The organism is Nitritalea sp. (assembly GCF_054166705.1).
The window spans coordinates 604,561-625,758 of record NZ_JBSZCV010000008.1; the positions used below are offsets into that span (position 1 = coordinate 604,561).

15 protein-coding genes are annotated in these 21,198 nt (G+C 49.1%); 10 read left to right on the forward strand and 5 right to left on the reverse strand.

Annotated features, from left to right (window positions below; all coding sequences use genetic code 11):
- Positions 1 to 5 precede the first annotated feature (5 nt).
- Positions 6 to 2,465, forward strand: coding sequence for an alpha-L-rhamnosidase-related protein (locus ACXIT9_RS06565; protein WP_458055426.1), 2,460 nt, complete (start codon positions 6 to 8; stop codon positions 2,463 to 2,465).
- 6 nt (positions 2,466 to 2,471) lie between these two features.
- Here ACXIT9_RS06565 and ACXIT9_RS06570 read toward each other — a convergent pair whose 3' ends face one another.
- Together ACXIT9_RS06570 and ACXIT9_RS06575 are read right to left on the reverse strand one after the other, a co-directional pair.
- Positions 2,472 to 4,706: a DUF5916 domain-containing protein gene (locus tag ACXIT9_RS06570; RefSeq protein ID WP_458055427.1), complete on the reverse strand. Its 2,235-nt coding sequence runs from the start codon at positions 4,704 to 4,706 to the stop codon at positions 2,472 to 2,474.
- A gap of 261 nt (positions 4,707 to 4,967) precedes the next feature.
- On the reverse strand, positions 4,968 to 5,993 hold the full coding sequence (locus ACXIT9_RS06575) for a dipeptide epimerase (protein WP_458055428.1): 1,026 nt from the start codon (positions 5,991 to 5,993) through the stop codon (positions 4,968 to 4,970).
- Positions 5,994 to 6,167: 174 nt separating this feature from the next.
- Between ACXIT9_RS06575 and ACXIT9_RS06580 the strand changes: the two genes are divergently transcribed.
- The 6 genes from ACXIT9_RS06580 to ACXIT9_RS06605 all read left to right on the forward strand — a co-directional run bounded on the left by ACXIT9_RS06580 (position 6,168) and on the right by ACXIT9_RS06605 (position 14,831).
- Positions 6,168 to 7,661, forward strand: a complete 1,494-nt coding sequence (locus ACXIT9_RS06580) for a M14 family metallopeptidase (protein ID WP_458055429.1) — start codon at positions 6,168 to 6,170, stop codon at positions 7,659 to 7,661.
- Positions 7,662 to 7,715: 54 nt separating this feature from the next.
- Positions 7,716 to 8,312, forward strand: coding sequence for an RNA polymerase sigma factor (locus ACXIT9_RS06585; protein WP_458055430.1), 597 nt, complete (start codon positions 7,716 to 7,718; stop codon positions 8,310 to 8,312).
- Positions 8,313 to 8,428: 116 nt separating this feature from the next.
- Positions 8,429 to 9,466: a FecR family protein gene (locus tag ACXIT9_RS06590; RefSeq protein ID WP_458055431.1), complete on the forward strand. Its 1,038-nt coding sequence runs from the start codon at positions 8,429 to 8,431 to the stop codon at positions 9,464 to 9,466.
- A 218-nt stretch (positions 9,467 to 9,684) separates the two neighbouring features.
- The gene (locus ACXIT9_RS06595; RefSeq protein WP_458055432.1) at positions 9,685 to 12,645 is read left to right on the forward strand and encodes a TonB-dependent receptor; all 2,961 of its coding nucleotides are present in this window, start codon (positions 9,685 to 9,687) and stop codon (positions 12,643 to 12,645) included.
- A gap of 53 nt (positions 12,646 to 12,698) precedes the next feature.
- The gene (locus ACXIT9_RS06600) at positions 12,699 to 13,988 is read left to right on the forward strand and encodes a purple acid phosphatase family protein (RefSeq protein ID WP_458055433.1); all 1,290 of its coding nucleotides are present in this window, start codon (positions 12,699 to 12,701) and stop codon (positions 13,986 to 13,988) included.
- Positions 13,989 to 13,994: 6 nt separating this feature from the next.
- Positions 13,995 to 14,831, forward strand: coding sequence for a hypothetical protein (locus ACXIT9_RS06605; RefSeq protein WP_458055434.1), 837 nt, complete (start codon positions 13,995 to 13,997; stop codon positions 14,829 to 14,831).
- 48 nt (positions 14,832 to 14,879) lie between these two features.
- Here ACXIT9_RS06605 and ACXIT9_RS06610 read toward each other — a convergent pair whose 3' ends face one another.
- The 3 genes from ACXIT9_RS06610 to ACXIT9_RS06620 all read right to left on the reverse strand — a co-directional run bounded on the left by ACXIT9_RS06610 (position 14,880) and on the right by ACXIT9_RS06620 (position 17,782).
- Positions 14,880 to 16,451 carry an Rne/Rng family ribonuclease gene (locus ACXIT9_RS06610; protein WP_458055435.1) on the reverse strand — a complete coding sequence of 524 codons (1,572 nt, stop codon included), beginning with the start codon at positions 16,449 to 16,451 and terminating at the stop codon, positions 14,880 to 14,882.
- A 169-nt stretch (positions 16,452 to 16,620) separates the two neighbouring features.
- Complete coding sequence (locus ACXIT9_RS06615; protein ID WP_458055436.1) at positions 16,621 to 17,451, reverse strand: tetratricopeptide repeat protein; 831 nt, start codon at positions 17,449 to 17,451, stop codon at positions 16,621 to 16,623.
- Positions 17,452 to 17,470: 19 nt separating this feature from the next.
- Positions 17,471 to 17,782 (reverse strand): HU family DNA-binding protein, encoded by a 312-nt coding sequence (locus tag ACXIT9_RS06620; RefSeq protein WP_009053936.1) that lies wholly within the window; start codon positions 17,780 to 17,782, stop codon positions 17,471 to 17,473.
- Between the two features lie 161 nt (positions 17,783 to 17,943).
- On the opposite strand from ACXIT9_RS06620, the gene mutY reads away from it, so the two are divergent.
- The 3 genes from mutY (at position 17,944) to gldE (ending at position 21,094) form a co-directional block, all read left to right on the forward strand.
- Positions 17,944 to 19,014 (forward strand): A/G-specific adenine glycosylase, encoded by a 1,071-nt coding sequence (gene mutY, locus ACXIT9_RS06625; protein ID WP_458055437.1) that lies wholly within the window; start codon positions 17,944 to 17,946, stop codon positions 19,012 to 19,014.
- Between the two features lie 74 nt (positions 19,015 to 19,088).
- Positions 19,089 to 19,571, forward strand: coding sequence for a single-stranded DNA-binding protein (locus ACXIT9_RS06630; protein ID WP_458055438.1), 483 nt, complete (start codon positions 19,089 to 19,091; stop codon positions 19,569 to 19,571).
- A 179-nt stretch (positions 19,572 to 19,750) separates the two neighbouring features.
- Positions 19,751 to 21,094, forward strand: a complete 1,344-nt coding sequence (gldE, locus tag ACXIT9_RS06635) for a gliding motility-associated protein GldE (RefSeq protein ID WP_458055439.1) — start codon at positions 19,751 to 19,753, stop codon at positions 21,092 to 21,094.
- Positions 21,095 to 21,198: the final 104 nt, after the last annotated feature.

Genomic DNA, 21,198 nt, shown 5'->3' on the forward strand with positions numbered 1-21,198 from the left:
GAACCATGATTAAACGTGTTTTCACGCGTCGCTTTCGCCTTTCTGGGGCGCTCTACACACTCGCTTTACTCTTGCTGGCCCAAGGCTGGTGGGCCTGTTCGCCTTCAGAAGGCGAGATCAACTTTTCTATTATAGAGGCATTAGAAGCTCAGGAAGGGATCCGAGGGAAAGAGGCGTATTTAAAATCTCCTTTTTTCGCAGCAGGAGATCGGCTTTACATGGTGGGGCATCAAGATGGAACCTTTCCCGATATGGGTTTTCATGTTCCTGGCGAAATGGGGGGAATTTGGAACCACCCGATAAAGCTAATGGACGGTTTTACCATGACAGCCATGGCCGATAATGGGGAATACTGTTTAAATGATGCGGATGAGTTCGTCAACTATCCTATCGGGAATAAGCATGTCTTCCGTAATCAAGTGCCGAATTTTGAGATTACACGTGCGCAGTTTGTACCGGATGGTGTGGAAGGCATGGTCGTAGAGTACCGCATGACGAATGTGTCGCCGGAGAAGCGGCCGATACTCATGGAATTTACCGGCTACACGGACTTGCGGCCAGTGTGGTTAGGAGAAGAGACCGGCATGCTGGATGCTGAGGATGACCTTACCTTTCATCGAGACCTTCAGGGCTGGATGGGAAAGGACAGTCAGAACCCTTGGTACGTAATCTTCGGAGGTGACCAGCGCTTAGCGATGTACCGCGAGGGTAGAGCTACCTTTTGTATTTACAAGCCGAATGGCCTGGGCAAGGCCTCCAAGCTAAGCTATAATTTTGAGATAGAGCCGGGCCAAAGTGCGGATATGCGCATTTTTATCGCGGGATCCTACACCGACCAAGAGACGATGGAGGCCACCTACGAGGATTTGAAGAGAAACTATGCGAAGTATTTTCAAGACAAGGCCGCGCGCTATGCAGAAATCGCCGCCCAAGCGAATCTAACTACGCCCGACTCGGTATTTAATCAAGCGTTTCGCTGGGTGAAGTACAACACAGAATGGCTTGTTCGGGAGGTGCCTGAATTTGGCCGTGGCTTGGGAGCGGGTATGCCCGATTATCCATGGTGGTTCGGCGTAGACAATGAGTACACCTTAAAAGGCGCCATCGCTACAGGCCGGAAAGACATCACCCTCCATACCATCGACCTGATCCGAAAGTTTTCTGAGCAGGGGACTGAAGATGGACGCATCATCCATGAGGTAAGTACGAATGGAGTCGTTTTTAATCCGGGAAATGTGAATGAGACGCCGCAGTTTAGCTCCCTCATCCGCTGGGTATACGACTGGACCGGCGAGCAGGACTTGCTGACGCAAAATTACCCCATCATGCGCTCCGGACTCAACTGGCTGCTGGATAAAAAGGACAGCGACGGCAACTTATTTCCTGATGGGTATGGCATGATGGAAATTCATGGCCTCAACAGTGAAATGATCGACGTGGCTGTTTACACGCAGCGGGGATTAGAGGATGCTGCCTATGTGGCGGGCGTGCTCGGTGAGCAGCAGGATCAGCGACGCTTTGAAAGGTTAGCGAAGGAACTAAAAGAGAAGATCAACGAAGAATTTTGGGTGGAGGAAATGGGTGCTTACGCCGATTTTATTGGCACCCCAGAAGAGGCACTTCTCCTGCTAGAAGATGCTTTAATACGTGCCGACACCCTGGAGAAACCCTGGGCGGTAGCCGAGCTGCAAGAGGCCCGCGAGCGCATTCGCAAGTATCCGAAAGGGGTGAAGCGGGGCTTCGTGTTGTATCATAACTGGGTAGTTAATACGCCTATGGAGATGGGCATCGCGCCACAGGAGAAAGGCATACGTGCACTGGATAAGGGGGCTAAGTTTACGAATCCCTTCGGTGTATTCGTTACGGGAATCGATCGGGATGAGCGTGCAGATGAGGAGGATGGAAGTTTCTCTGGCAGCCAGGTATTTTCGTATGTAGGCGCCGTCATGACACTGCCTACGGGAGTTCAAGCGGTGGCGGAGAATAACTATGGTCGCCCGAATCAGGCGTTGGACTACCTGCAGCGTATGACGCGTTCTTTCAGTTTCGCCCTTCCGGGCTCCATTTATGAGGTTTCTCCAGATTATGGCATGATGACGCAGGCTTGGAACCTATATAGTTATGCTGTTCCGGTGATCACGCAGTTTTTGGGCATCCGCCCAAAGGCCGCTGAGCGCCATGTAGAACTAATGCCACACCTTCCGGATGCCTGGCAGCCAGGCGTAAGTATCGAGCGTCTCCCTATGGGGGATAATGAGCTGACGGTCAAGTATAAGTGGAAAGATGGACGTAAAATCGCGCAGGTGGAACATTCTCAAAAAGACTGGACGACGAGTTTCGCCTTTCCTGCGGGGAAGTATAAAGAAATCCTTCTTAATGGGACCCCGCAGGAAATTTTGACGGAGGGCGAAAAGTCCTACATCAAAACAAATAAGCCAGATTTTATCTTGGAAATTCTCCTGTAGCCTGCCTTATAAGTTCAGCCAGTACGTCCATTTCGCGATTAAGGCTCGCTGCTTGGAGACGAACGTGGTTGGGAAATAGTTATCCGTGTAGACAAAAAAGAAATCGGATACAGGAGCATAGCGCCATTGTAGGCGCGTGTTGATGTTGAGGTTATCGATTTGATTATTGTACTGTACAAAAGTGGTCCAGAAGAGGCTTTTCGAGAAGGTGAGGTCGATTCTGGGCCCGATTAGAAAGAGGTCGGCGCTGTTTTGTGGCTCTGGGAGGCGGATGCGGTTAAAGCTGAAGTTCATGGAGATATTGGCTCGATAGCCATAGCGGTAGTTCGCCGAACCCGCCAGCGTTAGGATATCGCCGGTGAAATATTCTCCGATTTCCGTTCGTCCACTGACAAAGAAGCTATTGCGTGGATTTGTAAAGAAATTCATGCGAAAGAAGGTGTTGCGGTAGTCAGTGCCTGATTCGAGGGCTTTGCCGCCCGTCCGGGTGGGATCAAAGGGGAAGAAAAGGTAGGTATATCGGTTACTCACGGCCATGGTGATGGTCGATAAGGACTGAAATTGGATGCGGTAAAACAGGGTGTGCAGTTCATCGGTCACGCCGAGGGTCTCGTTCCAGAGGGTTTCTGTTTCAGCGCCTGGCCCGTGTCTATTGATAAGTCGGGAGCGCGGGAACCACTGGTAGCCGATGCTGCCCGCGGCGCGCTGGAAGTCATTTCGAGGAGTGAAGCCTACCGTGGGATTAAAGTTCTCTCCCACTTTCGAGTAGCTTACGCTGGCGTTGAAGTTGACCTGAGCGTAATTCAGCTGTCCATGAATGGCTTGGTTACGATTTTTCACGCCTTCATCTTGCGTTTGGTGGTAGAAAAATTTCCCTGTCCAGCGATTGTCCCTGGAGGCCAAGTTGTAATCGAATCCGATGAGGGAGTTGCGGGCATTCGGGTCAAAATTGAAGCCACCTTGTTCCAGGTCGAGGCGTTCCCGGTTCACAAAGATCATCCCCACATTAGAGCGGTTAAAGACTTTGCGCTGCACAGCGGCCACGGAAAAGTTACTACCGGCGATACCGCGTTCGGCGTCGGAGGCGGTCTGCATGTTCATGGCCCCTACTCGCCAGTCATCGGTAATTTTTCCGGAGAGGCGCGCGCCGTATAGAATTTGGTTTTGCACGTTTTGGCCAGTGCGCTCATCGCGGTCGACTCCTATGCGTCGGGAGAAGAAGGGACGAATCCGATCTGCGCCGAAGTCAGCGAAGAGGTCTGCATTTTCGAGGAAAAATTGCCGCTGCTCGGGAAAAAAGATCTCAAAACGATCTAGATTAGTTACCTGCTGGTCTACTTCTACCTGTGAAAAGTCTGGATTAAAGGTCAGGTCCAGGTTAAGTCCCGGTCCTAGACCCACCTTGGCATCGCCGCCGAAGGAGGGCCGGAAGGGGTCAGCGGTCTTGTCGATGTTATTTTGGGCGCTGCCCCCTGCGACGTAAGGGATAAGGGAGACATTACTGCCCCGTTTTTTTAGTGGTTCTTCGAAGTGCAGCTCCTTCATGAAGGCCAGCGCGATCATGCTGAAGTTTCGGGGGATGGGTGCCCAGGTGCTGCGCTCATTATATTCACTGTCGATGCGGTAGAAATTCAGGTTCCACTTTTTCGCGCCATCGTTATAGCGCAGGGTACTAAAAGGTATCATGGCTTCTACCACCCAGTAGTCTTCATAGATTTTAGCTTCTGCCCACCAGACATTATCCCAGGCGAGGTTTAGGTCGCCCGGCACCATGCCACCATTTGCGATAAGAGACTCTCGCATGACCCCGAAAGGATTAACACCGAACTGGAAGGCATTCGTTTTATCGTTAAAGGTATCGAAAAGGAAGCTGACTCCATCGTTTTGCTCTCCGCGGTAGTCTCGGCGCAGGGAGGTGCTGACATACTGATCTTCTGTGCGCGGGCCTTTGTTGAGCATGACGGCCGCGATGTAGAGGTTGCGCTCATCGTAGGCCACTTTTACGCGGGTTTGGGCTTCCGCCAAAGAGGTGTCTGAGGGAAAATACTGGGTAAACTGGCCGGCCCAGCCGTCCTCCTGCCAGATAGCTTCATCTAAAATGCCATCGAGGACGATCGTCTCGGTGATTTTTTTAGCATGATGGGCATCTACTTGGAGGTTCTGCGCCTGGAGTGAAGGGCATGGAGCGAATAGGGCGAGCAGTATCAGGCCACTAAGGAGAAAGTGGATAACATATTTCATTGTGCTGGGGTCTACTCTAAAAGTATAAAATTTTGTCTTTAAGAAGTAAACCCTTTACACGTAAGGTTTAATTTTGATTTGATGGTTTTAATACCAAGAGGCTCTTAGTTTTAAATCCTAAAAAAACTTTTCATAGTATTATTTAAGTGCCCTCTATAATTAAAAGGAGCAGCAGCGTAGGACCTCTTATAAAAAAGAAGGTTGGTGGCGCTACTTAGCGCATCAGGAAGCTCACTGAAAGCTGTTGTCTTTTCTAGGTTTTTAGCCTAAGGGGGCTAAAAGCTCGGCCCCGATGCCGGGTCCATCAGGAAATTTTACTCCTTCGACGGCTATCTGTACACCCTTGGCGATATCCTCTGCTAGCAGCATGGCGCCATCCATGTCTACGTAATCTAAAAGTGGGGCTAGATGTGCGATAGCAGAAATACCGATAGAACTTTCTGTCATGCAGCCCACCATCGTGAGCATGCCCAGCTGCCGTGCTTCCTTTAACATCCTGAGAGCAGGGGTGATGCCGCCCGCCTTTACCAGCTTCACGTTAATGCCATGAAATCTGCCGGCGCATTTTTTCACGTCGGCTTCTTCGATGCAACTTTCATCTGCGATGATCGGCAGCACGCTATGCGCATAGACACGCTCCATGCCTGCTAAATCATCCTTAGGTAGGGGCTGCTCCATAAACTCTACTCCTAGTGCCTTTAGCTTTGGCGCCAGCCGGATCGTTTCCTCTGCCGTCCAAGCACAGTTCGCATCGATCCGGAAGCGTGCATGGGTGTGCTCGCGCAAAGACCGGATAATGGAGAGATCATCGGGGGTGCCCAACTTGATTTTATAAAGGGGCCAGTCTACTTCTTTCATTTTCGCTACCATGGTGGGAATATCTGCGATGCCGATGGTGAAATTAGTAAGTGGGATTTTCCTCGGGTCTAGGTCGAGGTATTCGTACAGTTTTTTCCCCTGGTGCTTCGTAAACAGGTCCCAAAGTGCCATGTCTAAGGCGCAGTGTGCGAAAGGATTGTCTTCAAAAAAAGGCTTCACATGTGTCCAGAAATGCTCAGGATGCGGGATGCCCGGCAGGGCCTCTACGATGTCGCGCACACGCTCCAGAGCTCCCGTGATATTTTCCCGGGTCATGCCATAAAAAGGATTAGTCGTCGTCTCGCCCAGCCCAAAGTATCCCTCATGTTCCACTTTCACGATAACAGTATCCTGCACATCGCGACTTTGATGGGCGATGGTAAAGGTGTGCTTTAGGGGCAGGTCGGCAATAAAATAAGAGAGCTTCATGGGCTTTTCTACTTGAATGTGTAATTTAGGCTATCATTTCCTCTGGCTTGTACGGTGCTGCTCTGGGAAGAGTTGGCCGCTCGTACAAAATTGCATAAAGGCTTTTGTAAAATAAAATTTTTACATAAGTTTTGTGTGTAAACAAAGAATTTTAGCATTTATCTCTTTTCTTTTATGATCAAGCATTTCTCATCGTTTTTCTTCTTTTTCTCTGTAGCGTTCCTGCTATTTTCCTGTTCAGGTGCAGGGGATTTCTCCAAGCAGGCAGAAGTCTCTTACACGCTCAGCCAGCTGGAGCAGGCCTATACGGCTTCACAAGAGAAACGTATTCAAGAGCGCCGTTTCCTGTATGCGGATGTTTTGCCGCTCATCACGGCGCGAGCTTCGGATAAGTTGTCCGTTTCTCCTCTTGGAAAATCGGTGGAGGGACAGCAGGTGTATCAGGTGGATTATGGTCAGGGGCCGGTGAAGGTGATGCTATGGTCTCAAATGCACGGAAATGAAAGTACGGCGACGATGGCGCTATTCGATCTGTTTAACTTTTTAGAGGGAGAGGACCCAGAATTTGCGCTTTGGCGCGAGCTCCTGCATGAGCGTTTACAGCTCAAGTTTATTCCCGTGGTGAACCCGGATGGGGCTGACCGCTGGATACGGCGGAATGCGCTGGACATCGACTTGAATCGGGATGCGATCGCGCAAGCTTCTCCTGAGGCACGCTTTTTGAAGGCTGTTCGCGATGATTTTGCGCCTGATTTTGGCTTTAATTTACATGATCAGCAGACCTATTATAATGTAAAGGGTACGGGCAACCCGGCTACGATTTCTGTTTTGGCGCCAGCCTACAATGCTGCCACGGAGGTAAATGCGGTGCGGGAGGCAGCCATGCAGGTGATCGTAGGGATGCATGCGCTGATGCAGGAAGCGGAGCCAGACCATGTGGGCAAGTATAACGATGCTTTCGAGCCACGGGCCTTCGGGGATAATTTTCAGAAGTGGGGCACCTCTACGATATTAATTGAATCGGGTGGCTACCCGAATGATCCGGAGAAGCAGGTAATTCGCAAGTACAATTTTATGCTCATGCTACAGGCGCTTTTGGCGATCGCGACGGAGGAGTACAAGCAGCAGGATATCGCAGCTTACTATGCCATTCCGGATAATGATTTGAAGTTGATGGATCTGGTGCTGCGCAATGTACAGGTGGAGCTAGCGGGGCAGGAGCTGCGCATGGACCTCGGGGTGAAGCGGCGAGAGGTCGAGGCTATGGGGGGTTACTATGTGCAGGGGGCTATCGATGATATGGGCGATTTATCTGTTTTTTACGGATATGAGGAATTAGATGGGAGTGCACTGCGTGTGCGTGCAGCGGAGGTTGTTTCCGAGCCTTTACCGTCACTGACCGATTTAAGTATGGAGAAGGCGATGGGATATTTGCGTGCGGGGCAGCTGGCGCTTCAGGTAAAGGGATTGCCTGAGGGCTTGGTACATCCTTATCCTTTGCTGCTCAGCAGCGGACCTGCTTCCACCCCTACTGGCATCGGTTTAGGTGCTCCTGCGAATTTTTTCTTAGCTGATGATGCCGGCGTCCTTCGGTATGCGGTAGTCAATGGCTATCTGATAGACCTAGAGGAGGGGCCTTCGCGATCGATGCGGATGCGTAGTCGCTAGGGGCAAGGTAAAGCATAATGTTTTCATAAACTGGGGGTCAAAAATAGGTCATGCATGAAAGGTACCTTTGAAGAAAACCCAGTAGGTATGCTTAGTGCTCATGTAAATCGGTCGGATCAGGAACTTTTATACTGTCTACAGCGGGGCGATAGTGCCGCTTTAGCGCAACTTATGGAGCGCTATAATGGGCTGCTGTTTACGGTGGCTCGGCATATGCTTCCCGAAGAGGCGGAAGCGGAGGAGCTAGTAGCGGATTTTTTTATCGGGCTGTGGGAGCGTGAGGAGCTGCTCGTTTTACATGGTACGTTCAAGCTTTATGCGACGATAAGTGTGAAGAATGCGGCCTTAAATAGGTTGAAAAAACGTCGTCTTCCGACCACACCCCTCTCGTCAGAGGAGGTAGGAATAGGGTATTTGCAGGCGGGGGAGGTAGCAGATGCTGCTTTGCGGATGGAGGGGCTGCAGGAGGAGTTAGCCATTTTTATGGGTGCATTACCGCGCCAGCGCAAGCTTATCTTTGAACTTTCGCGCTTTCAGGGTCTGCGGCATGAGGAAATTGCGGCTGTTTTACATTTACATCCGAAGACGGTGGCGAATCAGGTGGCTCTAGCCCTGCAGGAGCTGGCGAAGTTTTTTCATCTAAAGGGCTAAATGCTTTTTATTTTTTCGAGTAACATTATGTTAACTTGTTTTTTAGGCGTAAGGCTTCACGATTTGTTCATCCTTTTTTTCGGGAGTAAGGAGTGGAAACCTTGTCCTAAGGGTGCATGGAAAATCAACTACTAGCAGAAAAAAAGTATAAGGCCTTACTGGTACGTCGCTTGGCTGCAGAATCCTTAACTACGGCTGAGGAGGAAGCTCTGGCTAGCCTGGCGGCGGAGCTGGACGGAGAGGGTGCCATCGCGGAGGCATTTGCGCTTGCTTGGCATTGTGCGGAAGCCACGGACAGTTCGCTCGCTTTAGCCCGAATTCAGCAGCGGGTATTGGCTCAGGTGCATGTATCAGAACCTAGCGCTCCGAAGGCTGCGCAAGCGGATTTTTCCTCTATGTGGACGGATAGGTTGGCGCGTTCTATTTGGCCGAAGGCCATAGCAGCAGTACTGTTAGGCGCCTTACTTGTTCTTTCTTTCTTGTTTTATCCTGCAGAGCCGATCGACCAGTCGGCCTCGTTAAGCATCTTTACTGCGGAAGGCGGGCGTCGATTTTTGCAGTTAGAAGATGGTACACGCGTGACTTTGGCACCTGGGGCTAGTTTAAGCTACGCTTCTGGCTACGGAACGGTCCACAGGGAGGTTCAGGTGGAGGGGCAGTTTTTCTTTCATGTGGCTAAGGATGAGGCGCTCCCTTTTCTGATCGTGGGAGAAGCTACTACGACACGTGTGACGGGCACTTCCTTCAATTTATTATCAGTTGCGGGCCATTTTCAGGTGGAGGTAGCTACTGGCAGTGTGCAGATTATAGATGCAAATCAGCCGCGAAGTTCTGCGGTGGCTGCCGGTGAGCGACTACGGGTGATGGATAGTGTATGGAGCCAGGAAGAAATCGGCGCTGAGCAGCCCTTTTTGTGGACGGAGCGGGAGTGGTCTTTCGAGGCTGTTCCGCTGGCGGAAGTGTTTCAGGCGATGGAACGTGCCAAAGGGATCAAGATACAAGTAGCAGACTCGGCTTTACTCGGCTGCCGCTTTACCGGGAAAATAGGTGCTGAAAGTGGTACCGAGGTCTTGCGCATGATCGCGCAGGTTATGCAGCTAGAACTTACAGAAATTCACCAACATACTTTCTTATTTCGTGGTAGGCCCTGCTAAAAAAAGGAGATCTGGGGGGATCTCCTTTTGGTAAGCTTAGTAGGTGCTACCGCACCCACTGAACATTCAAATTTATGAAAAATTCTTTACTTCATCCACTTTGGTGTATGACGAAATCAGCATTTTGGGGTTTTACCCTGAGTCTTTTTTTTACTTGCCTGGCACTGGCTTCTGGGACATCGGCCCAGAGTGTCTACAAGATGAAAGCTTTCCGTAGCATGGAACAGGCACGCACCTTCGGCTCCTTTATGGAAGCGGTGGAGCGGGAGACTCCTTTACACTTTGTGTACAGCAGTGATCGGGTGGACCTTTTGGAGGCCATTCAGCTGGACGCGGAGCTAGAATCACTAGGAGAAGTGCTGGAGCAGGTTTCCGCGCAGACGGGGCATAGTTTCCGACAAATTCGGGAGCGTGTCATCGTAGTACCACGTACACCCTTAAAGGTGCGGGAGCAGGAAAAGGGAGAAGTGCGCGGCCGTGTGTTCGATGCGGTCTCCGGAGAGCCCTTAATCGGGGTCACCATCCGCGTGGAGACGGTGTCTGGAACTGTCGGTACGGTTACCGATAGCAATGGCAGTTACCGGCTACAAAATATCCCAGAGGGGCCGCAGGTATTACTTTTTTCCTATATGGGATATACCTCCTCTGCTGAAGAGGTTTTGATTCGTGCAGATACGGCCGAAGCGCTTACTGTTCGCTTAAAGGCTACATTCGATGAGCTGCAGGAGATTACGATCGTCGGCTTTCGCAAAGGGCAGTCTCGGGCACTTAGCGTGCAAAAGGAGGCACTTAACCTGAAGCATGTTGTGGCTTACGAGCAAATGGAGCGTTTTCCGGATTTGAATGTAACCGAGGCGATCAAGCGTGTGCCTGGCGTGGTGACTGAGCCCCAGCGAGGTGAGGCGCAGTCGGTCATGATTCGTGGCTTAAACTCGAGCTTCCACACGGTTACTTTAAATGGGCAGCGGGTGGCTTCCACAGGTGAAACGGATCGAGAAACGAATACGGCCATCATTCCGATCGGCATGATCAGTTCTATGGAGGTAGTTAAGTCAGTGACTGCCGACATGGACGCCGATGCGACAAGCGGTTCGATCAATTTATTAACCACACGACCTGTAGGCGATAGTGTTCTTTTTAAAGCTTCTGCCGCGACTGGCTATAATCACATGTCGGGGCGCCCGCAGTGGTTGTCTTCGGCTACGTACAGCCAGCGTGTGGGGAGATGGGACTTCGTGTTAAGTGGCACTTTTCAGCAGGATAATAGGGCCACGGAAGATATCCGACACGACTGGGGTGTTCAGGATTATGGTCAGGGTCCGCAGGATGTTTTGGCCGGCCTACGGCCTTCTTTTTATGAGACCGAAAGACGCCGGATCGGCATCGGGGGCCAGATAGATTACACGGTTTCGGATCGATCGAGCATGTATTTTCGCGCAGTATATAATAATTACGATGAATATGAGGTAAGAAATGACGCGCGTCTGGGTTTAGATGCCGGAAATTTCGTCGCTCCCGGACAGGTGGAGCGTGGGCGATACGAAAAGGTGCTGCGTGAATACAACCGGATCACGAATCTAATCAGTTTAAATGCCGGTGGGCAGCAGGACATCGGCAAGAGTACCTTGGATTACAATGTAGGCTATTCCTATGGGACGTTCCAGGTACCTCTGCGCGAGTATTATGCTTTCCGTCATGCAGGGAGGCCTAATTTCAGCTATGATATATCGAATCGACAGTTTGGGTCGGCCACGGTGAGTAATGAGGTGGAGCTTTCGGATATGGACCAGATGGATTTTCGGTATTATGAGCGCAGAAGAGACGAGGTTCGCGATACAGATTTGTTTGCGACGATTAATTTAAAGACCCCTTACCTGCTTGGTTCTGGCAGGGGATATTTTAAAGTAGGCGCTAAAGCCTGGCAAAAAGTGAAGCAACGCGAGATGCTGGAACAGCGCTGGACTTCCTTCGATGGTCGGCTGACGATGGCGGATTTATATGCCCCACTGGATCGTAACTTGATCGGTGGTCGCTATCCGATAAACGGTCAGATCGACTGGGAAAGGGGCAAAGCATTTTTCAATGAAAATGAGGCGCGTTTTGGTTTAGATGAAAATCGTACGCGCAGTGCATCGGATCCCAATAATTATCGTGCGGTAGAAAATATCTTTGCAGGCTATGTCATGACCGATTACACGGTAGGGAAGTTCAGCGCTAATTTGGGCTTGCGGGCCGAACAAGTAGCCAATGCCTATGTGGGGAATGAGGTCTTTTTCGATGCAGAAGGAAATTATGCGCGGACGGAGGAGGTACGAAATGATGCCATAAATTATTTTAATCTCTTTCCGATGATGAATCTGCGGTACGCTCTTTCACGTGATGCCAACATTCGATTCGCCTACACGAACACGATTGCGCGCCCGATGTTTTCTGATTTAGTGCCTTATCGTGTGGTGAATGAGGACAATCAGGTGATCCTGACAGGAAATCCGGACCTAGCGCCATCACGAGCCCATAATATCGACTTGATGTTCGAAAATTATTTTCAGAACGTAGGGGTGCTCTCGGTAGGGGCTTACTTCAAAAAGCTGAATGACTTTATCTATAACGAAACGCTCTTCATCCACGATGGCAGTGAGTTTGATGGCTACCAGTTGATCACGCCGTTAAATGGGGAAGAGGCCTTTGTTTATGGCATTGAGCTGGCGTGGCAGCAGAAATTAGACTTTTTACCTGGTTTCCTCAGTAACTTCGGACTCTATGCTAATTATACCTACAGCCGGTCTGAGGCTAAGATTATCGTACCCAATGAACGCCGCATTCCACTTCCACTTCAGACGCCACATGTCTACAATGTCGCCCTACAGTATGATAAAGGCGGCTTTTCTGCTCAGCTTTCGTATAACTGGAGAGATACATGGTTGCACAGCGTAGGGGGGAGCACGAGCGCCCCTTCCATTCAGGAGCGTGGAGAGCTGTTTTTAGACCGGTATTTTGCATCGATCGGGCAGTTAGACTTTACTGCCTCTCAGCGTATCAGCAAGAATTTCTCGAGTTTTATCAACTTGAATAATTTAACAAATTCCTCGCACGTTCATTATTTTGGACAGCCCGTGTATCCGTACAGAGCCTCTTTCCACTCTTGGTGGGGCCATTTAGGGCTACGATATAATTTATAAGGTACTTCCGCTCATCAGGTGTTAACTTGATGGGCGGAAATAATTTCTTGACTATGCATAAATCAAGTAAGCGCCTGCTGGCGTGTTTTGGCCTATTGCTACTACTCGTTGGCATCACCGCCTTTTATGGCCCATCGCGGCAATTGGAAATTCGGCATGCGCGGGTGATTTGGGTGGAGCGGCCCGCCACTGAGGCGATTATTTCTTGGACCACATTACATGCTCAGGGTAAGGAGTCCCGCGTGTTACTGGACACTCGGCCAGGGATTACAGCGGAGCGTTTTGCGCTGGCGCAAAGAACCGTTCGGCAGGGGGCGATTACCATGACGGCAGAAGACCGGGAGTTTACCGATCTGCCACAGGGGTTTTATCATCATGCTGAGCTAAAAAGTCTGCAGCCGGATACACGCTATTATTTTCGTATTCAGGTGGATGGTCAGCTTTCTGAGGAATACTACTTTCTGACGGCTTCACAGACCGATAAGCCGGTGGCATTTATGTGGGGAGGAGATTCGCGCATGGGAGGAGATAAGCCCCGCTATGCCGGGCTGCGGCCGCATGTCGATCGCCAGGCGATGAACCGCAGGATTCGAACTTTGATGGAGGATAATCCGGAGATTTTAGCCTTTGTGCATGGAGCCGATTACGGTAGCACAGCCAACTGGATGCATTTATACTGGTGGTTTGAAGATCAGGAGCTCTGTAAAGGGCGGGATGGCCGTATTTTACCACTCGTACTTTCTCGGGGGAATCATGATATGCAGGTAGGCTTCGAGGAGAATTTTTACATCGGAAGGCCACGTTCTGGCAGCGGTGAGGGCTATTATTTCGGTACGCAGTTCAGTGCACAGTTTCATCTTTTGACCATGAACACGGAAATATCTGTTGCGGGCGATCAGTACGACTGGCTGGAGGAAGCTTTGGCGCGGGAGCGCCTACGGCATCGCTGGCTGGTGGTCAATTATCACCGTCCGGCTTATCCGGTGCACAAAGATGTGAATGCGGCGCCATTTAAGCGGGTGCGGGACAATTGGGTCCCCCTTTTTGAGCGCTATACCATCGATTTAGCGCTCGAGTCAGATGGGCATACTTTGAAGCGGACCTTGCCGATACGCAATAATAGGCCAGATGAATCCGGCATCGTATATATTGGAGAGGGTGGTTTAGGGGTACCGCAGCGGGTACCGGATACGAGTCGTTGGTTTATTCAGGAGCCGGGATTCGCTACGAGTGCTCATAATGTGCATGTGCTGCGTGCCACAGGCGAAAAACTCCACATTACGGCTTTCGGGATGGAGGGAGATACCCTGGATCATTACAGCCGGGTGCCGCGTAAGCTATAAATAGGTATGGAGCAGTCCTCTCGCCCAAAGTCTTCTCGCTCAAAGTTGTTTCGCTTGGGTCTGCCTGTCTGGCGTGCTGGCGGAAATAGCACGTCTTTAGAGCTGCTTTTTCGGGTAGCCTTAGCACTCCAGTGTCTAGGCATGTACTTTTATTTCCGGGGGGGGAGTAGTTTAGAGTCTTACCTGTTTTTAGACCGTGGCTGGGAGCAATCGGCAAGTCGGCAGGTCGACCTGCTGCTGGCCTATGTGCATCTGGCGGCGGCCTTGTTTTGGTTGCTGCGGCCTACGCTACTTGCCGCATTGCTGCTGGGGAGCTTACAGGTGCTGGTGACTTCCATGACTTGGTATCAGGGGGGCGCTCATTTTAGTGAGTGGGCCTTTATGACGCAGGCGGTTCGGATCCTCAGCTATCCTGCTTTTGTGTTTTGGGTTTTGGGGTACCCCAAAGCATCCGCTTGGGCTTTACGTGTGGGGCTTGGGCTGACTTTTTTTTCACATGGGCTAGAAGCGCTGTACCAGCATCCCCATTTTATCGATTACCTTATCGGCACGGCACGTCGCTTTGGGTTTCGTTTACGTGAGAGCCAGGCGATACAAGTACTTCGCGTGATTGGGGCGGTGGATGTAGTCGTAGCAGTGTGGGTGCTCGTTCGTCCTTGGAGCGGGCTCATGTTTTGGATGGCTTTTTGGGGCTTTTTAACTGCTTTTTCGCGACTTACAGAGCTTGGGTTGGAGCAATATCCTCAGGTGCTGCTTCGTAGTTTTAATTTTTTAGGCCCTTTTCTCTTGTGGTGGCTGCTACGAGGGCGACCTCTTTGGCGTTCGCAAGGTCGTTTGCTTTAGGGCGGCAGGGCACTTGAGGTCAGCGGTGATTCAACAAAAAAAACGAGGCTATTCAGCCTCGTTTTTAACGTTTAGTTCTATTTCTTCTCCAGATTCATCGAGGAATCTGTACTCCGTCACTGGTAGGGAGGAATCTTGAATCAGTTTTACCCATTTGAAGTATTTCAAAAACCACTTCACACGTTTCGAAATGATCCCCTTACTGAAATAAGCATGCAGGTAAGGGTGTAATCCGATGTGGATATTGGAAGCGTTTTGGATAGTAGCGATATGTTCTAGGTCTTTCTCTAATCGGTCTGCCACCAAAATAGAGGCTTGGATTTTACCTGTGCCATTACAGGCTGGGCAAATTTCCTTTGTAACAATGTTCACTTCTGGACGGACGCGCTGTCTGGTGATTTGCATCAGTCCGAATTTTGTAAGTGGCAGAATGGTATGCTTGGATCGATCACCGCGCATCTCGTCTTTCATGGCATCGAAGATAGCCTTTTTGTTATCGGCCTTTTTCATGTCGATAAAGTCGATGACGATAATGCCACCCATATCCCGTAGTCTGAGCTGTCTGGCCACCTCTTTTACTGCGACGAGATTCGTCTTTAGTGCAGTCATTTCCTGGTCGCTTTCTTGGTTAGACTTATTTCCGCTATTTACGTCGACTACGTGCAGGGCTTCTGTATGTTCGATGATCAGGTAACCTCCTTGTGGGAGGCTGACTGTTTGCCCGAACAAGCTTTTTATCTGCTTTTCTATTCCAAAACTTTCAAAGAGCTTCGCTTTACCGGAGTAAAGCTTGACAATTTTTTCCTTCTCAGGGGCAATGGTCTTGATGTAAGACCGAATCTGATTGAATGTAGATTCTTCTTCTACGGTGATTGCATCGAAAGATTCATTTAGCAAGTCTCTTATAATCGAAGAGGCCATGCTCATCTCTCCCACGATTTTATCCCTATTTTTCGCTTTGGGAAGCTTTTCCATTCCCTTATCCCAGATGTCCACGAGATTTCGTAGGTCTTTATCCAGCTCTGTCACAGACTGACCGTCTGCTACTGTGCGAATAATAACACCGAAATTACTCGGCTTTATGGAGGTAATAAGGCGAACTAAGCGCTTCCTTTCTTCCGCGCTACGAATCTTTTTAGAGACGTTTACGGTATTCGAAAAAGGGACTAAAACCAAATAGCGTCCCGCTATGGAGAGCTCACAAGAGAGTCGAGGCCCTTTCGTCGAGATGGGTTCTTTCACCACCTGAACGAGTATTTGTTGATTTCGTGAAAGCACACTGGAAATTTTTCCAAGCTTTTCGATATCGGGCTCTAGTTCGAAGCCCTTCAGGCTCTGCGATTGTTTCGCATTCGCCCGAAGTTGTTTCGAATATTTATTTAGGCTATTAATCTGTGGACCGAGGTCCTGATAGTGTAAAAAAGCATCTTTCTCATAGCCTACATCGATAAACGCTGCATTTAAGCCATTTACGATCTTTTTTACGGTGCCTAAATAGATGTCGCCTACTTTAAACTTGTTGCCGTCGCCGTCTGCATGCAGTTCGACGAGGCTTTTGTCTTTCAGTAGGGCGATTCGACTTTCTCCTTGAGATGAATCAATGACTAATTCACTGCTCAAAGTCCATCATGTTAAGTGTCTAAAAAAACTTAAACAAGAAGAAGTGTATTACTTCTTCTTGTGTCTGTTCTTTCTTAGTCTTTTCTTACGCTTGTGCGTAGCGATCTTATGTCTTTTTCTTTTTTTACCACAAGGCATATTCGTATGTGTTTAAAGGTTAATAATACATTTATAGTCTATCCCGGTAACTTTGAATGCCAGATAAAATAACTGGATCATCTGTCATCTCGCTTACACGGTCAAACTGTTTTTTAGCTTTATTTTTTTGGTTACTCTCGAAGTAACTGATCCCAAGATAAAACTGCCCCTGTAAATGGTCTGGATAGTAGTTGGTCAACTCCTCGAAGCGCTCAGCGGCACGTCGGTACTGTCCGGACTGCATGGATAGGATTCCCATGTTATACAGGGCGTCTTCATTCATCGGATCCTCTTCTAAAATTTCGCGGAGCATCGTGATGCCCTGCATGGGATTAGAAGAAGAAACATAGGTCATCGCCACCTTCGTTTTTAAGTCTGTTCTTTTCGGCTGCTCTTCTAATGCCTTGCCTAAAAACTTACGGGTTTCTGTGGCCAGGGCCTGTACTTTTTGCTCGTTTAGCGCGAAGGTATAGGCCTCATAATAGGCCTCCCCTGCTGCAACATGCTGCGGGAAGGCGGGAAATTTATCTGCTGCTCCGCCTAATACATACGCTGCGGAGTCGAATTTTCCGTAGCGCGTGTAAAGTACAGCGAGCGAATCAGCAAATGTAAGAAATCTTTCCTTATTTTCTTCTGTTTGTAAACTAGCTTTTAGCTGGTCCATGCGCTCTCGAGTGCTAGCGTCCATTTCTGCACTGTGCATGTCTGCGGGCGTATTGGCTGTCTCAGAAGAAGCCGCCACCTGTTCAAAACTTTCTTCGCTTTCATTGTCCACCACCACGCGGGGAAGTGCATATAAAATGCCGACAGTTAAAACTGCCGCTGAAATGAGTCCAATGATTTGAATTTGTGGCTTTTTCATAAGGTAACTACACGTAATTTTACTCAGTAGGTGCTAATTCCTCCTTGATTTTTTTACTTCCCTTGATTTTCTCGATGAAAACCTTAGACGGCTTGAAGGCTGGTACGTAGTGCTCATCGATCACGATAGCAGTGTTCTTCGAAATATTACGGGCGATTTTTTTAGCTCTTTTCTTATTGATAAAGCTTCCAAAACCTCTGACGTAAATGTTCTCCCCTTCGGCCATGGAGTCCTTTACCACCTTGAAGAAAGCTTCGATGGTTTCTGTTACGTCATCTTTTTGGATTCCGGTTTTCTCCGAAATTTTGGCGATTACTTCTGCTTTAGTCACTGTTAAATGAATTTAAATTTTTCTTGAATAAGCTTAACAACCTATTAACCAACTAATTTTGGGATTGCAAAAATACACCAAGCATTTCAATTTAAAAACAAAATCCCTAAAATTAGATTCCATTTAAGGGAAAAAACCGACAATTTTAATTCCAAAAGATTTTGATTATCAGCACCTTTGCCTCTAAACTAATTCCTTGGTATACCCTGCATAAAAGGGATTTGCCTTGGAGAAACACCCGATCCCCTTATTTCATTTGGCTTTCTGAGGTCATTTTACAACAAACCCGCGTAGCCCAAGGGCTTCCTTATTTCGAGAAATTCGTAGCAGCTTTTCCAGATGTTTTTGCGCTTGCCGCAGCCCCAGAGGATGAAGTGCTTCGGCTGTGGCAGGGCTTAGGCTACTACAGCCGAGCTCGAAATTTACATCGCTGTGCGCAGGAAGTTGTGGAGAGCCATGGTGGGGTGTTTCCCTGTACTGCTGCAGCCCTACGTCGCCTGCCCGGTATAGGCCCCTACACCGCAGCAGCCATAGCCTCCTTTGCCTTTGGCGAAGCCGCCCCCGTGGTAGATGGCAATGTATACCGTGTACTATCCCGCTACCTCGGTATTCAGGAGGATATCAGCCGCCCCGCTACGTATAAAGTTTTTGAGCAGGTGGCGGGAGAGCTGATGCAGGGTGTGGATCCGGGCCTGTTTAATCAGGCGATCATGGAATTCGGTTCCCTGCAGTGTGGTCCGAAGGATCCGGACTGTGGGCACTGTCCGCTGCAGTCCTCCTGTTTTGCTTTTCAGCAGGGACAGGTGCAAGAGCTGCCCGTTAAATTAGGCAAAGTCAAGGTGCGTGAGCGCTACTTTTATTACATGTTGATCCGCTGTGGAGGTCATGTGCTGCTGACCAAGCGAGGTGCAGGGGATATCTGGGAGGGTCTTTATGAGCTCCCGCTTCAGGAAATGGAGGCTTTACCTCAGGAACCTGTGCTGCCGGAGGATTGGGATTTGCCGATACAGCGCCTGGAGTTTCCAGAGAGGACGCTCAAGCATTTGCTGTCGCACCAGCGTCTTTTCGCCCGCTGTGTGGCACTCGAGGTGGAGGACAAGTACTTAAATTCGCTTCGTGAATGGGCTGCGCCAAAGTCTTATCTTCTTATTCCTGAGCGAGATGTGGTCAATTATGGGAAGCCGGTGCTTGTAAGTAAGTTTTTAGAGCTGCTGAAATTTCCTTATCTTTAGCTCATGAAAAGAGGAGGGACTTGCCAGCAGGCTGGGTCGTTATCACTCTCAGTTTTTAGTAGAAAGGACGAATTATGGCAGGTGTTAATAAAGTTATCTTAGTAGGAAATTTAGGACAAGATCCTGAGGTGCGTCACCTAGAGGGTGACAAAGTGGTCGCAAACTGTAGTCTGGCCACTTCTGAAAGTTACCGCGACCGAAATGGGCAGCGGGTGGAAAGCACGGAGTGGCATGATTTGGAACTTTGGGATGGGCTGGCGCGAATCGCGGAGCAGTACTTGCGAAAAGGCAGTAAGGTTTTTGTAGAAGGTAAGATTAAAACCGACTCTTGGACCGATCAGGAGGGGAATAACCGAAAAAAGACCAAGATCCGTGTGCTGAGCATGACCATGCTGGATGGCCGTCCAGAGGGAGGTGCCGCGGGTGGAGGTGCTTCAGCTCCGCAGCGGAACCAGCAGCAGATGCCGCCAAATTCGCCGCCCATGCAGCAGCCAGCCCCAGGTAACTCGGGACCCAGTGGTGATTTCGATGGCGGGGATGATGACCTCCCCTTCTAGTTTATTTTTAAATGCGATTCTAATAGTAAGGGAAGAATCAGCAGATAACACGTGCATAGTAGAAGCGTTTTTGCGAGAAATACTTCTATTATGCGCGTAATTTTCTGGCTATTTCGTGCGGCTAGATACTTAGGTACTGAAATTAGTGTTAATTTTGTGTTGAAAATGTTTGTACCTCTATGGACGACCCCTATCCGAGTTGGCTCTTTTTAGATAGTATCTCGACTTTATCCTTCAGTTATCTATTCGGTAACGCCTCTCTTTTCGTGCTATTACTCATCGCATCTGGCCTGGTATCGGGTTCAGAGGTTGCCTTTTTTTCTTTGACGTCGGACGATTTAGTAGAAGTTCGTGAGCAGGGAGATGGTAAGTCCGAAAAGATAATTTCTTTATTAGGCGATCCGCAGCGCTTGCTGAGCACGATTTTAATATTAAATAATTTGATTAATATCGGTATGGTTACGCTGTCGACCTTTTTTCTTTGGGAGGTTTTTGGCGGGACCACTTCCGGTCTGGTCATTATATTAGCACAAACCTTAGGGGTTACTTTTGCCATTGTGTTTTTCGGGGAGATCGTTCCGAAGGTATACGCTACACGCGCCAGAATCGCTTTTGCACGTGTGATGGCCCCTTTTTTAGCTGCCAGCAGCTGGTTGCTGAAGCCTCTATCGCTATTTTTAATGTCTTTAGGCCGACTTATTCAAGGGCGCGTAGAGAAAAAGAGCGCGGCTATCACGCGTGAGGAGTTAAACCAGGCCTTGGAGATCACGACACAAGATACTTCGGATAACGAAAAGGAAATCTTAAAAGGAATCGTAAACTTCGGTGCCCTGACGGTGAAGCAAGTCATGCGTTCTCGGATGGAAATTACCGCCTTGGAGGATGATACTCCTTTTACGGAGCTACTGGAAATAATTCGAGAGAGTGGTTTTTCTAGGATTCCGGTATATCATGAAACCATCGATCAAATCTCTGGTATTTTGTACATAAAAGATCTACTTCCTCATCTGCAGGAGGCGCCGGATTTTGAGTGGGTGAAGTTGCTGCGCAAAAGTTATTTTGTGCCCGAAAATAAGAAAGTGGATAGCCTATTAAAGGATTTCCAGCAGAAGCGCGTTCACATGGCTATCGTGGTAGATGAATATGGCGGAACTTCCGGCTTGGTGACGTTAGAGGATCTTATCGAAGAGATTATCGGGGAAATTAATGATGAGTTTGACGAAGGGGAAGATTTTTTCTTTAAGGATTTAGGGAATGATACGTATGTGGTAGAGGGGAAGCTCTCGCTGAATGATTTCTGTAAAAAGTTAGGAGTGGATGCACAGGTATTCGATGAGGTGAAGGGTGAAAGTGAGTCTCTCGCAGGTTTACTGCTCGAGATGTATGGCCATTTTCCGAAGCCAGGCACCACCTTAGAGCATGCATTTATGCGGTTTACAGTGGTAGGGCGCGATGACCGGAAGATTAACAAGATTAAAGTTAAGGTCCTTCGGACTGTAGCTCCTCCGGATTTCGAGGATTAAGTGGTTATTTTTCGGTTTTCAACAGTTTTGCCTTTGTTTTATTAGATGGAATTAAAATATTTTAATCAGCAGTCTTTTTCCCAAACGAATCTATCGGTAATGGA

Excerpts from the sequence above, each read along its gene's own strand:
- ACXIT9_RS06585 (WP_458055430.1), top strand. The coding sequence starts at position 7,716 with ATGAAAGGTACCTTTGAAGAAAACCCAGTAGGTATGCTTAGTGCTCAT.
- ACXIT9_RS06590 (WP_458055431.1), top strand. The coding sequence starts at position 8,429 with ATGGAAAATCAACTACTAGCAGAAAAAAAGTATAAGGCCTTACTGGTA.
- ACXIT9_RS06575 (WP_458055428.1), bottom strand. The coding sequence starts at position 5,993 with ATGAAGCTCTCTTATTTTATTGCCGACCTGCCCCTAAAGCACACCTTT.
- ACXIT9_RS06600 (WP_458055433.1), top strand. The coding sequence starts at position 12,699 with ATGCATAAATCAAGTAAGCGCCTGCTGGCGTGTTTTGGCCTATTGCTA.
- ACXIT9_RS06595 (WP_458055432.1), top strand. The coding sequence starts at position 9,685 with ATGGAACAGGCACGCACCTTCGGCTCCTTTATGGAAGCGGTGGAGCGG.
- gldE (WP_458055439.1), top strand. The coding sequence starts at position 19,751 with ATGGACGACCCCTATCCGAGTTGGCTCTTTTTAGATAGTATCTCGACT.
- ACXIT9_RS06630 (WP_458055438.1), top strand. The coding sequence starts at position 19,089 with ATGGCAGGTGTTAATAAAGTTATCTTAGTAGGAAATTTAGGACAAGAT.
- ACXIT9_RS06615 (WP_458055436.1), bottom strand. The coding sequence starts at position 17,451 with ATGAAAAAGCCACAAATTCAAATCATTGGACTCATTTCAGCGGCAGTT.
- ACXIT9_RS06580 (WP_458055429.1), top strand. The coding sequence starts at position 6,168 with ATGATCAAGCATTTCTCATCGTTTTTCTTCTTTTTCTCTGTAGCGTTC.
- ACXIT9_RS06565 (WP_458055426.1), top strand. The coding sequence starts at position 6 with ATGATTAAACGTGTTTTCACGCGTCGCTTTCGCCTTTCTGGGGCGCTC.
- ACXIT9_RS06605 (WP_458055434.1), top strand. The coding sequence starts at position 13,995 with ATGGAGCAGTCCTCTCGCCCAAAGTCTTCTCGCTCAAAGTTGTTTCGC.
- ACXIT9_RS06570 (WP_458055427.1), bottom strand. The coding sequence starts at position 4,706 with ATGAAATATGTTATCCACTTTCTCCTTAGTGGCCTGATACTGCTCGCC.